The 14,625-nt window shown below is 43.7% G+C and carries 10 protein-coding genes; 9 read left to right on the forward strand and 1 reads right to left on the reverse strand.

The genetic code is table 11. The annotated features are described in order from the left end of the window. Positions 1 to 119 precede the first annotated feature (119 nt). A complete protein-coding gene (locus C4F40_RS13450) occupies positions 120 to 1,790 on the forward strand; it encodes a sodium:solute symporter family transporter (protein ID WP_196939896.1) in 1,671 nt (556 codons plus the stop codon). Between the two features lie 23 nt (positions 1,791 to 1,813). Continuing rightward, on the forward strand, positions 1,814 to 3,532 hold the full coding sequence (locus tag C4F40_RS13455) for an IlvD/Edd family dehydratase (protein WP_196939897.1): 1,719 nt from the start codon (positions 1,814 to 1,816) through the stop codon (positions 3,530 to 3,532). On the opposite strand, the gene C4F40_RS13460 is transcribed toward C4F40_RS13455, so the two are convergent. Next, positions 3,529 to 4,437: a helix-turn-helix domain-containing protein gene (locus tag C4F40_RS13460; RefSeq protein WP_196939898.1), complete on the reverse strand. Its 909-nt coding sequence runs from the start codon at positions 4,435 to 4,437 to the stop codon at positions 3,529 to 3,531. The two genes, C4F40_RS13455 and C4F40_RS13460, sit on opposite strands and share 4 nt — an antisense overlap. 172 nt (positions 4,438 to 4,609) lie before the next feature. On the opposite strand from C4F40_RS13460, the gene C4F40_RS13465 reads away from it, so the two are divergent. The 7 genes from C4F40_RS13465 to C4F40_RS13495 are packed head-to-tail and all read left to right on the forward strand — an operon-like array spanning position 4,610 to position 14,578. Beyond that, a complete protein-coding gene (locus C4F40_RS13465) occupies positions 4,610 to 5,506 on the forward strand; it encodes an SMP-30/gluconolactonase/LRE family protein (RefSeq protein WP_196939899.1) in 897 nt (298 codons plus the stop codon). Then, on the forward strand, positions 5,499 to 6,254 hold the full coding sequence (locus C4F40_RS13470; RefSeq protein WP_196939900.1) for an SDR family NAD(P)-dependent oxidoreductase: 756 nt from the start codon (positions 5,499 to 5,501) through the stop codon (positions 6,252 to 6,254). Before C4F40_RS13465 ends, C4F40_RS13470 begins: the two co-directional genes overlap by 8 nt. A 3-nt stretch (positions 6,255 to 6,257) precedes the next feature. Then, on the forward strand, positions 6,258 to 7,013 hold the full coding sequence (locus C4F40_RS13475; RefSeq protein ID WP_196939901.1) for an SDR family NAD(P)-dependent oxidoreductase: 756 nt from the start codon (positions 6,258 to 6,260) through the stop codon (positions 7,011 to 7,013). Positions 7,014 to 7,042: 29 nt separating this feature from the next. Next, positions 7,043 to 10,165: a SusC/RagA family TonB-linked outer membrane protein gene (locus tag C4F40_RS13480; RefSeq protein WP_196939902.1), complete on the forward strand. Its 3,123-nt coding sequence runs from the start codon at positions 7,043 to 7,045 to the stop codon at positions 10,163 to 10,165. Between the two features lie 40 nt (positions 10,166 to 10,205). Beyond that, on the forward strand, positions 10,206 to 12,083 hold the full coding sequence (locus tag C4F40_RS13485; RefSeq protein ID WP_196939903.1) for a RagB/SusD family nutrient uptake outer membrane protein: 1,878 nt from the start codon (positions 10,206 to 10,208) through the stop codon (positions 12,081 to 12,083). A gap of 32 nt (positions 12,084 to 12,115) precedes the next feature. Then, positions 12,116 to 13,306: a DUF5000 domain-containing lipoprotein gene (locus C4F40_RS13490; protein WP_196939904.1), complete on the forward strand. Its 1,191-nt coding sequence runs from the start codon at positions 12,116 to 12,118 to the stop codon at positions 13,304 to 13,306. Between the two features lie 24 nt (positions 13,307 to 13,330). Further along, complete coding sequence (locus C4F40_RS13495; RefSeq protein WP_196939905.1) at positions 13,331 to 14,578, forward strand: DUF4998 domain-containing protein; 1,248 nt, start codon at positions 13,331 to 13,333, stop codon at positions 14,576 to 14,578. Positions 14,579 to 14,625: the final 47 nt, after the last annotated feature.

The following is a 14,625-nucleotide window of genomic DNA, read 5'->3' on the forward strand; positions in this document are numbered from 1 at the left end:
ATAACGGTGCACCTAACCATAAACAGCAAATTCAGTGTTAGATTTGGCAAATAGTGTGCTTTCGATGCCTTCCGATAAATCTTATCTTTGTTTTTAGAGCTTAACCAATTTATAAACCAATGAACGAGTTAGTTGTAGCGGATTATGTGATTTTTATTTGTTATTTCATTGTCGTAGCTGGCTATGGATTATGGATTTACCTTCGGAAAAAATCGGAAGTCGTATCCACGAAAGAATATTTTCTTGCCGAAGGAAAGCTGACCTGGTGGGCGATAGGCGCTTCGTTAATTGCTTCAAACATATCTGCCGAGCAATTTATCGGCATGAGTGGTTCGGGGTTTAAGATGGGGCTGGCTATTGCATCTTATGAATGGATGTCTGCATTGACTTTGCTCATCGTGGCGATTTTTTTCATTCCTGTGTATTTAAAGAATAAAATCTTTACCATGCCACAGTTTTTAACCCAACGATATAACAGTAATATCGGAATAATCATGGCGGTTTTTTGGCTGTTGCTTTATATCGTAGTTAATTTAACCTCCATTCTTTTTCTAGGCGGCTTGGCCATCAGTAGTATTTCAGGATTTGATCTGACGCTCTGTATGTATTTTTTAGCCATATTTTCCATTTTAATCACTTTGGGCGGAATGAAAGTGATCGGCTACACGGATGTTATCCAGGTAGGATTTTTGGTTTTAGGTGGGCTGTTGACGACTTACATATCATTAGACCTAGTGGCCAAACAGTTTGGCGGATCGGGGGTTATTCAGGGATTTCAGTTGATGACGCAGTATGCCGATGGACATTTCGAAATGATTTTACATCAGGATAATCCAAATTATTTCGACCTGCCTGGACTAACGGTCATATTTGGAGGTCTTTGGATAGCCAACCTTAACTATTGGGGCTGTAATCAATATATTACGCAACGTGCATTAGGAGCGGATTTGAAAACAGCTAGGCGGGGTATTCTCTTTGCCGCGTTCTTGAAATTGATGATGCCGTTAATCGTGGTATTGCCGGGTATTGCAGCATATGTGCTTTATCAGCAGGGTTACTTCCAGTCCGAAATGATCCAAGATAATACGTTGAACCCCGATAGAGCATATCCTGTCTTGTTAAACCTTTTGCCTTCAGGTCTTAAAGGTCTTTCCTTCGCAGCGTTGACTGCGGCGGTAGTAGCATCCTTGGCTGGAAAAGCGAATAGTATAGCTACTATTTTTACATTTGATATTTACCAACGGTTGTTAAATAAGGAGGCATCGGAAAAGCGCATGGTGTCGGTCGGTAAAATCGTTGTGGTAGTAGCTATGTTGATTGCTGTTATTATTGCTCCCTATCTTGGGATTGACAAGAAAGGAGGGTTTCAATACATCCAGGAGTATACAGGTTTTGTGTCGCCCGGAGTTTTCGCCATGTTTATCTTTGGCTTTTTCTGGAAGCGCACGACATCTAACGCGGCCATGTTTGCTATAGTTGGGGGATTTCTGCTCTCGATAGGGTTGAAGTTTTCGGTCAACTGGATAAACTGGTCTTTTTTAGAACCGATAGGGTTTGCAAAGCTCAATGAAGCCAATAGATTTGAGATTCCTTTTTTGGATAGAATGAGTATTGCATTTATCCTATGTGCCTTAGGGATGGTTATCATCAGTTGGTGGGATAGGCGGAGAGATGTGGAAGTTAATGGGTTGGAAGTGAGTGCTAAGATGTTTGGTGTAGATAGAGTATTTGCGGTCGGAGGATTACTGGTCTGCGGTATTCTAGTGGCATTGTACATGATGTTTTGGTAGTTAAAATCGGTAAAAGACATAACATGAAAAATAAAGAAGAGGGATTACGAAGCCGTAACTGGTTTGGACGCACCGGAAAAGATGGGTTTATCTATCGTGCATGGATGAAAGGCCAGGGGATCCCGGCAGATGAGTTTGATGGAAAACCTATCATCGGGATATGTAACACCTGGTCCGAACTAACGCCATGTAATGCTCACTTTCGTGAATTGGCGGAATCTGTAAAGAGGGGTGTGATTGCGGCCGGAGGACTGCCGGTAGAATTTCCGGTGATGTCACTCGGCGAAACACTCATGAAACCTACGGCAATGCTCTATCGAAATTTGGCAAGCATGGATGTCGAAGAATCTATTCGGGCTAATCCGTTAGATGGAGTTGTACTACTTTGCGGTTGTGATAAAACAACACCGGCCTTACTTATGGGAGCCTGTAGCGTTGACCTGCCGACAATTGTTGTATCGGGCGGTCCCATGTTGACTGGAAAATATCAGGGACGGGACATTGGAACCTCAGATATTTGGCGTTTTAGTGAGGCCAATCGAGCAGGAAGTATGCTCCAAGAGGAGCTATTAATGGCAGAAGCGTGCATGTGCCGCAGCCGAGGGCATTGCGCTGTAATGGGTACCGCTTCGACCATGGCGAGTATGGTCGAGGCGCTAGGCCTTTCTCTTCCGGAAAATGCGGCGATACCGGCAGCCGACTCCAGAAGAAAGGTATTGGCAGAGCTCTCCGGAAGACGTATTGTCGGTTTGGTCAAAGAAGATATTCGACTTTCCCAAATATTGTCACCTCAAGCATTTGAAAATGCGATTATTGTAAACGCGGCAATCGGCGGATCTACAAATTTTATTATTCATTTGTTGGCGATTGCCGGTAGAATTGGTGTACCACTTGCGTTGGAAGACTTTGAAAAAATAGCAACAGGAGTGCCGTTGATCGTAAATTTGCAGCCTTCGGGTCAATTTTTTATGGAAGACTTGTATTATGCAGGTGGTATTCCTGCCGTAATGAAAATATTGTCGCCTCGTCTCAACAAAGAATTACTGACAGTCAACGGTAAGACTGTTGAGGATAACATGAAGAACACGATATCCTACAATTCGGAGGTGATTAGCTCGTTGGAAGAGCCTATAAACCCGCAGTCCGGAATCTGGGTGTTAAAAGGGAATATCTGTAGTGATGGGGCTGTGATCAAGCCGTCTGCGGCTACCCCAAGGCTCATGGTTCATCGGGGGCCTGCTGTTGTTTTTGAAAATATAGAAGATTATAAAGCTCGGATAGATGACCCCCTGCTTCATGTAGAGGAACACAGCGTGCTGGTTTTGAAAAATGTTGGGCCTAAAGGATACCCCGGTATGCCAGAGGTAGGCAATATGAGTATTCCTAAAAAGCTATTGGATAGGGGGGTGACAGATATGGTCCGGATTTCTGACGGACGAATGAGCGGAACGGCGTTTGGTACTGTGATTCTCCATGTTTCTCCTGAAGCTGCGGTTGGAGGTACTTTGGCCGTCATAAAAGATGGGGATATGATCCTACTGGACGTGCCTAATAGACGGTTGGAAGTCGAACTGACTACAGCGGAACTAAACGAGCGAAAAAAAGCCCTGGTTTTTGCCGATATGCATCAACGGGGGTATACCCACCTTTACCAAAAGCATGTACAGCAGGCCCATTTAGGAGCGGACTTTGATTTTCTGAGGGGATGTTCTGGCAGCGAGGTGGGGAGGGATTCCCATTAGTCAATGGTGTTTATGATACTTTCTGAAAATTTTAAGTGTGTAGACCGGTATTCAAGTGGTGTGTTACCCATGATTTTCTTGAATTGCCTATTAAAGTAAGAGACATTTCTATAGCCACACTCATAACAAATGCTGGCAATATTCCAGTTCTCTTTCGCCAGAAGCTCGGTTGCATGCGTCACTCGGACATAATTCACAAATTGGGAAAATGTTTTTTCCGTACGTCGTTTAAAATATCTACAGAAGGCTGCTTCATTCATGCAGGCAATTGAAGCGGCTTCCTTACTGTCTAATTCCTCTTTATAGTGATCAACTATGTAGCGGATAATTTTTTCTAATCGTTCAGAATCCTGTTTCTTGGTTTTTAAGCGGGGTGTCGTGCTGCCGATAGTTAGGAGATATTCTTGATCCAAACTGAGATGATGTAGGATATCCAATAGCAGCATTAATGCATTCATCCCTTTAGCTTGTGTAATTTGTTGAAATTTTGTTGATAGATAGGGATTGTGTATTGTCAGCTTAAGCCCGTTCCTACACAAGTTTAATAGCTCTACGATACCCCGTAGTTCTGCTTTCTGAAAAAAGTCTCTTCCCATAAAATCTTCTTTAAAAAAAACAACAATAGCATGTGCTGTATCTTCAGATTCTTTAAAGGAGCGGTCGTTCAAAAAGCAATGAGATAGACCGGGGCCGAACATATAAATCTCTCCCTCCGAAAAATTAATTATTCTATTATCTGTGTAAAGTTTCCCGTGACTCTTTGGTATCATAATGAGCTCATAGGTGTCGTGAAAGTGAAAGGGGGAATCAAAATAGGGCTGTACATACTCTCTTACGACAAAGCTCATGTCCGCTATGGCGCTCTGGTGTTGAAATACACTTTTCTTATGATGGTTCTGTTGCATATAACTGAGATCTTATAATTGTAGTACATAATTAGCGAAAATGTTTGTAAACTGCAAGTTTTGAACAGTTCTATGTAAATATTGTATTATAATATGCAAAAGAGGTGTTTTCTGCTGAAAGATGATTCTTTTATCTTAGCATAAGCTAACACGGCTATAAACTGAAACAATTATGATCACGAGAGGTTGCGCAGAGGTAGTTGCTGATAATTCCAATCAATTGGGCGAAGGTCCGATCTGGCATTCGCAAGAACGTTGTCTCTATTGGGTTGATATCTTAGCCGATAAGGTTTATCGTTATGACACCGTTAAGCACTGCGTCGATTTTGTCCATACACCTTTTTATCCAAGTGCACTCGTACCCAAGGCTTCTGGGGATTTCCTGTTAGCGGTAAAGGAGGGGATTGGTACCTTATCCTTTGAGACAGGGCTCTTTACCTTAGAATACCCCATGGGGCAGGATTTTCCGGGTACGCGTTGCAACGATGGAAAATGTGATCCCGAGGGAAGATTTTGGATCGGTACAATGGGGATGGATGAGCAAGCAGGTGCGGGTTCTTTGTATCGGCTGGAAGAGAATAGCGGATTAACAAAGGTTCTTGGCGTTGTAACGATTTCTAACGGTATGGCTTGGGATACCTCGCATCAGCGCTTCTATCATATCGACACACCCACCCGTACGATTGTTGCCTATGAATATGAACGAACGACAGGGGCAATCCGTCAGCCGACTACCGTTATACAGATACCAGCCGATGATGGATGGCCAGACGGTATGGCAATAGATCAGGAAGGAAAGCTATGGGTTGCTTTGTGGGATGGATGGGCAGTGGCTCGCTTCGATCCAGACACTGGAGAAAAGTTGGCAGAAATTAAACTTCCTGTTTCACGACCTACATCATGCGCCTTTGGCGGAAAAGATCTGGACGTGCTATACATTACTTCGGCACGGGCGGGACTCAGCGCAGATCAGTTAGCACAACAGCCACTGTCGGGAGCGCTGTTCGCTACTGATCACATCTATGTGAAAGGATTAGACACCATTAATTTTAGAATAAAGGATGAATAAACGATTTGAAGGTCAGGTTGCTGCTGTAACAGGGGGCGCAGATGGTCTAGGAAAAGGAATTGGTTGGAGATTGGCTTATGAGGGAGCATCGGTCGTATTGATGGACAAGAATGAACAACAATTAGCGCAGACGGTTCATACATTTCGACAAAGTGGCTTCGATGTGATGGGAGTGCCACTGGATATTAGCGATGAGGAGATGGTTAAAGAGACCTTTGCACAGCTGTCGGGTCGATTCGGGAGACTGGATATATTGGTTAATTCAGCTGGGATTGTGGGTCCCACGAGTACACCGATCACACAGTTTGATACAGCTGCTTATGACAATATCTACCAGGTAAATTTACGTGGAGCTTTCTTGGTGGTTAAATATGGGATTCAAGTCATGGAAAGGAACGGTTACGGGCGTGTGCTTTTGATTGCCTCTATTGCAGGTAAAGAAGGAAATCCATTTATGGTTGGCTATTCCAGCATGAAGGCGGGGGTCATTGGTCTCGTAAAAGCTGTCGGTAAGGAATATGCAGATAAAGGTATTACGGTAAACGGTTTGGCACCTGCCGTTATCAAAACAGCAATGAACGTGGACACTTCTCCAGCGCAATTGGAGTATATGGTTAGCAAGATTCCAATGGGTAGATTAGGTACGATTGAAGAGGTCGCTGCTATAGCGACTTGGATTGTGTCTCCAGAAGCGAGCTTTTCGACAGGATTTGTATTTGATGTTTCCGGGGGGAGGGCGACTTACTGATCTATGGAGCGGAAAACAGTATTGATATTGGGCGGATCGTCTGGGATTGGTAAATCTGCAGCGCAACGATTTGCGAAGGAAGGTTGGCAAGTCGTGGTGGCATCGTCTTCATCAGAAAAAGTAAACAGTGTTGTCAGCACACTTTATGGAGAAGGGCATTTGGGAATGAAAGTGGATGTTAGAGATATCGGACATATACGGCAATTGGCAAGGAAGCTGAAGGAAATTTATGGTAGATTTCACGTACTCGTCAATAGTATCGGTGTTTCTCAAGGAGGAACAATCTTAGATAGTTGTTTTGATCATTGGAATGATTCTTTGCAAATTATGTTATATGGCACTGTGCACAGTTGTCGCGAATTACTTCCATTGATGGTCGACGGAGGGAGAGTGATCCATATTACCTCCATACACCATGAAAGGGTAGAACAAGGTAGTTCTGCTTACGGGATGGCGAAAGCTGCGATTACGCAGTTTACCCGCTCATTGGCGCTTGAACTAGCACCACGAGGTATATTAGCTAATACCGTTGCGCCAGGCTTTATTGATACGCCCATGTCGGTAAAAGTGGATGGCAGAAGCGAACTGGAATCGGAATGGTTTAAGGACAACTATGTCAAGTATGACCATCTACCTTTGAGAAGAGCGGGACGACCGGAGGAGGTCGCGGGGGTAGTTTATTTTTTGGCAGGTCTGGATGCAAGTTATATAACGGGGTCGGTATTGACGGTAGATGGTGGATTAACGATAACTTTTTGATTTTGAGATAACCCAATTAAATTTAAATTATGGAAAATAAATTTTTTTTTAAGACACTCGTTCCCTTGCTTCTGCTCTGGATGCTTTTTGTTAGCGCGGATTCGTTTGCGCAGGCTTTACGAATCACGGGAAATGTAAGCGATAGTACGCGCGTATTGTCAAGTGTAACTGTCGGTATTAAGGGAGCTCCTACTGTCACACAGACCGATGTAAATGGTAACTACGTCATCGATGTTCCCTCGGAGTCCTCGGTATTAGTCTACTCCATTGTGGGATATTTGCGCCAAGAGGTACAAGTAGGAGAGCAATTGCAAATCAATGTGACTTTACAAGCAGATTCGGAAGATCTAGATGAGATTGTCGTCGTCGGATTCGGTCAGCAAAAGAGGAGTGATATGGTCGGGTCTGTCACATCGGTGAACGTCAGTGAACTAAAGAAAAACCCGTCCAGTAATCTCACAACAGCCCTAGCAGGTCGAGTGGCAGGGATGATTGCGTATCAACGCAGTGGAGAGCCAGGTCAGGATAATGCAGATTTCTTCATACGGGGGGTGACAACTTTCGGTTATAAGGTAGACCCCTTGATTTTAATAGACAATATGGAGGTAACGACAACGCAATTAGCCCGTCTCCAACCCGATGACATAGCAAGCTTTAGTATTATGAAAGATGCCACGGCTACAGCGGTTTATGGCGCCCGGGGTGCCAATGGCGTAATCTTGGTTACAACCAAGCAAGGGCAAATCGGAAATGCGCAACTGTATTTTAGAATCGAAAACTCCATCTCCACGCCTACGCGAAATGTGGACTTGGCAGATCCGGTCACTTATATGCGAAAACACAATGAAGCCGTCTATACACGTACACCTCTCGGCGATATCAACCCCAATACTTTGTTATATTCAGATGAAAAGATTATGAACACTGAATTAGGGGAGAATCCCTATGCTTATCCTGCTAATGACTGGCGTGAGATGATGTTTAAGGATTACGCGATGAATCAACGCATGAATCTCAACGTAAGCGGTGGCGGTGGGGTAGCCCGATATTTTGTATCGGGTACACTCAATCGGGATAATGGCGTCTTAAAAGTCGACCATCGGAACAATTTTAACAATAATATTGATCTGAAAAGCTATGCGCTCCGCACCAATGTAAATATTAACCTCACCAAGACAACAGAGATGGTGGTACGCTTAAATGGTAGTTTTGATGATTACAGAGGTCCCATATATGGAGGTGCTGCCATGTATGAGCGCGTGGTACGATCCAATCCAGTTCTTTTTCCAGCATATTTTCCTGAAGACGACCGGACACGTCATGTCAAACACATTATGTATGGCAATTTTGATTCGGGGGATTACCGTAATCCCTATGCAGACATGACGCGAGGATATAAGGACTACTCCTCCTCTACGATGGCGGCGCAAGTGGAATTGAAACACGATTTTTCTTATTTGACAGAGGGCTTGTCCATAGAGACTATGTTCAATACCAATAGATATGCCTACTTCGATATGCTGCGGTCTTATGAGCCGTTCTATTACACGTTGAATGGGTATGACCAGTTCACGGATACCTATTACACCTCGCATGTAAACCCAGCGACGTCTACAGAATATCTGAGTTATGAACCTGGAGCGAAGACGGTCAATTCTTCCTTTTATTTACAGTCCATTTTAAACTATAACCGTAGAATAAATGAGAAGCACGGGGTTAGCGGGCTGTTGGTATTTATGATGCGCGAATATCTGGATGCGAATGCCGACGATCTTCAGCTATCGCTCCCTTTTCGGAATCTAGGGGTGTCAGGCAGAACCACGTACTCATTTGACAATCGGTATTTTGCAGAATTCAATTTTGGATATAATGGGTCAGAACGTTTCCATCAATCCAAAAGGTACGGTTTCTTCCCTTCTGCAGGTTTAGCTTGGAGCGTGTCCAATGAGAAGTTTTTTGAGCCGATAAAGGATGTCATCACAAACTTAAGGTTAAGGACTACCTATGGGATGGTCGGTAACGACGCTATCGGCTCGCCGCAGGACCGCTTTTTTTATCTGTCTAACATAGATATGGACAATCCTGCCCGTAGGGCAGTATTTGGCAGGGATAGAACGTTTACTAGGGACGGTATTTCTATAGAACGATATGCCAATCAAGATATTACCTGGGAAACAGCGGTCAAGCAGAATTATGCCTTAGAGTTAGGATTGTTCAATCGTGTCACGTTGCAGGCAGAGTATTTCTCCGAATACCGGAAGAATATTCTAATGACAAGGAATTATGTACCGGTTACGATGGGACTGAACGCACCTATACGGGCAAATGTTGGAGAAGCATCCAGTAGAGGGACAGATGTATCAGTAGATTACCAGCAATCTTGGTACAATGGCTGGTGGCTTTCGGCGAGAGGCAATTTTACGTATGCCACCAATCGCTATGAAAATTATGAGGAACCTCAGTATAATGAGCAATATCGCTATAGAAAAGGAAACTCCATTGGCCAGTCGTATGGTTATATAGCCGAAAAGCTTTTTGTCGATGATTACGAAGCATATAACTCGCCTTCTCAGCCCTTTGGAGAGCATCGCGGAGGGGATATTAAATACCTTGATGTAAACAACGACGGCAGAGTCACGGAGGATGATATGGTACCTATTGGCAATCCCATAGTTCCCGAAATTGTGTATGGTTTTGGTTTTTCTGTTGGTTACAAAGGTCTAGACGCTTCTGCATTTTTTCAAGGTCTTACCAACGAATCATTTTGGATAGATCCTAACCTCACCCATCCTTTTGCAAACCACACGCAATTGCTTGACGCTTATGCGGATAGTCATTGGTCAGAAGATAACCAAAACGTGTATGCGCTGTGGCCCCGTTTGAGTACGACCATTATTCCGAATAATACACAAAGCAGTACATGGTTTATGAGAGACGGAACCTTTTTGCGACTAAAGCAAACTGAGATAGGATATAGTTTGCCGGCAAGTATTCAAAAAAAATTGAGAACAAGTAATTTTCGTATATTCTTGAGTGGTAGTAACCTCTTAACATTCAGTTCTTTCAAGCTGTGGGATGTTGAGATGGGAGGGAATGGGCTAGGGTATCCTATCCAGCGCGTATTCAATGTTGGGGTCAATATTAATTTTTAAGATTAGTAGTTTAAAATCTATAATTATGATAGCTAAAAAAATGAAAATTAGGTGTGTGGGGTTGTTTCTAATGCTACAGGGACTAATTGCTTGTGATAGTTATTTGGATATCGTTCCAGACAATATTGCAACTTTGGAAAATGCTTTTACGGTTAGGACACAGGCGGAGAAGTTTTTACATACCTGTTATTCCTACATGCCGAAAAATGGGGATTTAGGAGGCGATCCTGCAATGTTAGGTGGTGACGAAATTTGGCGGGTAAATGGTCAGACGGGGTTGTTTGATATTGCCCGTGGACTGATGAACATAGTCAGTCCGTACGGAGATAATTGGGAGTCTATGTACCGCGGTATTAGGGACTGTAATATTTTTCTGGAAAACATCGAAAACGTGACCGATATGGAAGCTCCTGAGCGTGCTAGGTGGGCGAGTGAAGTGATGTTTTTAAAAGCATATTATCACTTCTACTTGGCAAGAATGTATGGGCCTATACCAATTGTTCGTGAAAACCTCCCGATAGGAGCCACTCCGGAAGAAGTCAAAGTAAGTCGTGCACCTATGGATGAGGTATTCGATTACATCGTCGAGCTGATTGACGAATCATTGGAGCACATGCCCCAAGAGATTGTCAATCCAATGAATGAGTTAGGGCGCGTGACTATTCCTATAGCACTGTCCATAAAGGCGAAAGTTTTGGTGACAGCCGCTAGCCCACTCTTTAATGGGAATGAAGATCAAATAACGGTAAAAAATCCAGATGGACAAGCGCTATTTAATCCAACCCACGATCCGGACAAATGGGAACGGGCAGTTCAAGCCTGCAAAGAGGCCGTGGAGGCTTGTCGTGCCAGTGGTTTTAGTCTCTATTATTTTAGGCCCGAGATTAGTTCCTATGATTTGACGGATAGTATGACAACACAAATGAATATCCGCAACAGTTTCACAGAAAGATGGAATAGTGAAATCGTCTGGGCAAACACGCAAACGAGTTCCAATAGTATTCAAATAATAAGTACTCCGCATATAGATCCGAGATATCTAGATAATTGGATACTGCGCGGCGAACTTTCCCCACCCATGAAGATGGCTGAATTATTCTACTCCGAGAATGGCGTGCCCATTACCGAAGATAAGACCTGGGCTTACAGCGATCGGTTTAAACTTCGAGAAGCTACCGAACAGGATGAGCTTTACATCCGTCGAAATTTTTTGACGGCGGGGCTTCATTTTGATAGGGAGCCGAGATTCTATGCCAATTTAGGATTTGACGGCGGTGTTTGGTACGGACAAGGAAGATACGACGATAAAGAACCAGACAACTTGTTCTTTTTAGAGGGGAAGGCGGGACAGCGTAACGGTAGCTTGCTAGCAGATCGTGGTACCGTTACAGGCTATTTTATTAAAAAGTACATACATTACCAGAATGTTATTGGAGAAGGCACCAATTATTCCGTTACGTGGTATCCATGGCCTATTATCCGCCTTGCAGATGTTTATTTGCTTTATGCAGAGGCCCTCAACGAGTATTCGGGACCCTCTCCTGAAGTGTTCGAGTACATTGACGCGGTGCGAGCCAGGGCGGGACTTGAAGGGGTGGAACAATCATGGAGCGACTTTTCAAACCAACCCAGCAAACCTTCAACTAAGGACGGATTAAGAGAGATCATAAGGCAGGAGCGGTTGATAGAGTTTGCTTTTGAAGGCCAGCGGTTCTGGGATCTTCGCCGTTGGAAAGAATCTGCCCAAGTACTTAATCAACCGATCACAGGTTGGGATTTAAAACAAGAAGCGGCTGGCGCTTACTACAGGTCGAACGTAGTATTTGAACAACGCTTTAGAACTAAGGATTATTTCTGGCCTATCAAAGATTCTTATATTGTGGTCAATAGGAACTTAGTTCAAAATTTAGGGTGGTAAAAATGAAATAGATATTTCAATAAATGAAGAATATGAAAACAAAACACAGCATCTTTATCGCCTTTGTCTTATTGGCGATAAGGTTAACAAGTTGTTCTGAAATGGATCGTCTGGATCATCTCGATATGGATATGCCAGCGCCTAGCCAGGTGTCAGATGTTATCGTCACCACGACTCCAGGTGGTGCTATTATCAGCTATAGTTTGCCAAGTGATCCGAATTTATCCTATGTAAAGGCCGTGTATGAAATCCAGCCAGGCGTAGCGCATGAGACAAAAGCTTCCCGCTATTATGACACGTTAAGGGTCGAAGGCTTTGGAAATACAGCTACCCAGACTGTAAAATTGTATAGCGTAGGTCGGAATGAGAAGTTATCGGAGCCGTTGTTGATTACGGTCACACCAGAAAAACCTGCGGTATTATCGGTATTTGAGACAATAGAAATGGATGCCACATTTGGCGGCGTTAAAGTTTCTTTTGAAAACAAGAGCAGAGCCAATTTGGCGATTGTAGTGATGTTTGATTCGACAGGAAACGATACCTGGGCACCGATTCGAACATTTTTTACCAGCAGCGAAAGAGCCCATTATGCCGCCCGCGGCATGGATAACGAACCTCAAAGGATTGCGTTATTCGTTCGGGACCGGTGGGGCAATAGATCGGATACACTGATTAAAACGCTTACGCCTTTGTACGAGGAGTTTATCCCTAAAAACAACTTTAAACTGCTCAAGCTTCCATCAGACACTTGGCAACATACGTTTACTTACAATATCGAAAAAATTTGGGACGGGATTACAAATATTGCTGAAAATGTTTGGATCGTATCGGCTACGCATGCTGTTCCACAGTGGTTTACGGTTGATCTAGGGGTGCCTGTCACCTTTAGTAGAATGAAGGTTTACCAACGGCAGAGGTATCCTTACATCGCCGCAATGATTAAATCTTTTGAGATCTATGGAACGAATAACCCCAGCACAGATGGAAGTTGGGAAGGTTGGGAATTGCTTGGCTCGTTTACCTCAGTCAAACCTTCGGGGCTTCCTTTCGGATCCGTTAGCGCTGAGGATGTGCAGTACGCCGTAGTGAACGGTGAAGATTTTGATTTCGATGGCACGATGACCGTACCAGTTCGTTATATTCGATTCAAAACATTGGAAACTTGGGCACCGGGCGGGGGAGTCCAGACATCCGAGATATCGTTTTGGGGACAAGTTCATTAGACTACTATTTAATCTGTAAAAAACATGGAAAGGAAAATATTATTATTAGCTATACTTGTGGTCATTTTTTTGTCAGGATGCAGAAAAATGGATAGTACATACGAGCAATATGTAGAACGAGGCGGACGGATTTACACTGCAAAACCTAGTAATGTCACCGTGCAAGGAGGCCTAAACCGGATAAAGATAAGTTGGCCTCGCGGAGTTGATCCAAATATTGTTAAAGCACGCATATCATGGAACACAAACGCAGATTTTGCCGATATTGCGATAGTTCCGTCGTTGGATACTATCTCACATACGATTGACAATTTAACAGAAGATAATTATTCGTTTGTAATCGTCACTTACGATCAGGACGGAAACAGCTCAGTGCCCCTTGAGATTTTCGGAAATACATATGGCAACCGGTATCAGGCTCGCCTTTTAGATAGACCCATCTTGACCGCTGCACAAATGAGGAACGGAACAATGTTTATTGCTTGGGGACAGGCTGATACCGTGTCGGGGGCTTTTGCTTCCGAAATAAAGTATGTGAACTTGCTAGGTGATACGGTCTTAAAGCGAACGGACTTCCTGTTGGATACAACGATTTTTCAAGATTATAAAAAAGAGACATCTATCTTTTATAGAACCTTGTTCTTACCAACAGCCAATGCGTTAGATACGTTCTATACCTCTTTTGTGGAGCAAGCTGTCGCGGAATTTGTTCCTCCAAAGAAAGTCGATCTGAGCAGTCGCTATCTCAAGAACTTTAAAATTCCATTCCAACGTTCCAGTTATGACGGTGCACGTTGGGGAACATTGAGTGATTGGACCACCAATGCAGCCGTGCGCAACCAAGGTCCTGCTGGGAATAAAATATACGGAGGCTATGATAATATCAACAATTCCGCCTCATTTGGATTTCAAAAATGGGGTAATGGTGACCCTACCATCGTTAACGGGAAAGTTTATCAAACTGTTATCCTGCCGGCGGGCGATTATGAGGTTATTTGGACGACAGAGGGTAATTCTGGGGCTGCTAACCGAGGAACCGGGGAGCGGTATTTGGTCGCTGCGGCAGGAAATGTGCTGCCTGACGTTGCCAACTTAAATAGCGCTTTGGGCCACATCTCGTTTGTAACCGGAGTCGATCGTTTCAACGTTAAGATAGAATTCACATTAGAAGAAGAAACAGAAGTTTCCATCGGTATATTGATTAATTTTACGACTGGCCAACAAGCAGTGCGTGCTGGTGCACTATATTTGTGGGGCCCTGAGCCTATTTAATTATGATGAATTACACAATTTCAAGTTTTGTTTTGATAAAAAGAGTT

The sequence above is a fragment of the Sphingobacterium pedocola genome (assembly GCF_015209965.1).
Taxonomy (GTDB): Bacteria; Bacteroidota; Bacteroidia; order Sphingobacteriales; family Sphingobacteriaceae; genus Sphingobacterium; species Sphingobacterium pedocola.

Bases quoted from the DNA above. Each gene is read 5' to 3' on its own strand.
- C4F40_RS13450 (WP_196939896.1), top strand. From the start codon at position 120: ATGAACGAGTTAGTTGTAGCGGATTATGTGATTTTTATTTGTTATTTC.
- C4F40_RS13455 (WP_196939897.1), top strand. From the start codon at position 1,814: ATGAAAAATAAAGAAGAGGGATTACGAAGCCGTAACTGGTTTGGACGC.
- C4F40_RS13460 (WP_196939898.1), bottom strand. From the start codon at position 4,437: ATGCAACAGAACCATCATAAGAAAAGTGTATTTCAACACCAGAGCGCC.
- C4F40_RS13465 (WP_196939899.1), top strand. From the start codon at position 4,610: ATGATCACGAGAGGTTGCGCAGAGGTAGTTGCTGATAATTCCAATCAA.
- C4F40_RS13470 (WP_196939900.1), top strand. From the start codon at position 5,499: ATGAATAAACGATTTGAAGGTCAGGTTGCTGCTGTAACAGGGGGCGCA.
- C4F40_RS13475 (WP_196939901.1), top strand. From the start codon at position 6,258: ATGGAGCGGAAAACAGTATTGATATTGGGCGGATCGTCTGGGATTGGT.
- C4F40_RS13480 (WP_196939902.1), top strand. From the start codon at position 7,043: ATGGAAAATAAATTTTTTTTTAAGACACTCGTTCCCTTGCTTCTGCTC.
- C4F40_RS13485 (WP_196939903.1), top strand. From the start codon at position 10,206: ATGAAAATTAGGTGTGTGGGGTTGTTTCTAATGCTACAGGGACTAATT.
- C4F40_RS13490 (WP_196939904.1), top strand. From the start codon at position 12,116: ATGAAAACAAAACACAGCATCTTTATCGCCTTTGTCTTATTGGCGATA.
- C4F40_RS13495 (WP_196939905.1), top strand. From the start codon at position 13,331: ATGGAAAGGAAAATATTATTATTAGCTATACTTGTGGTCATTTTTTTG.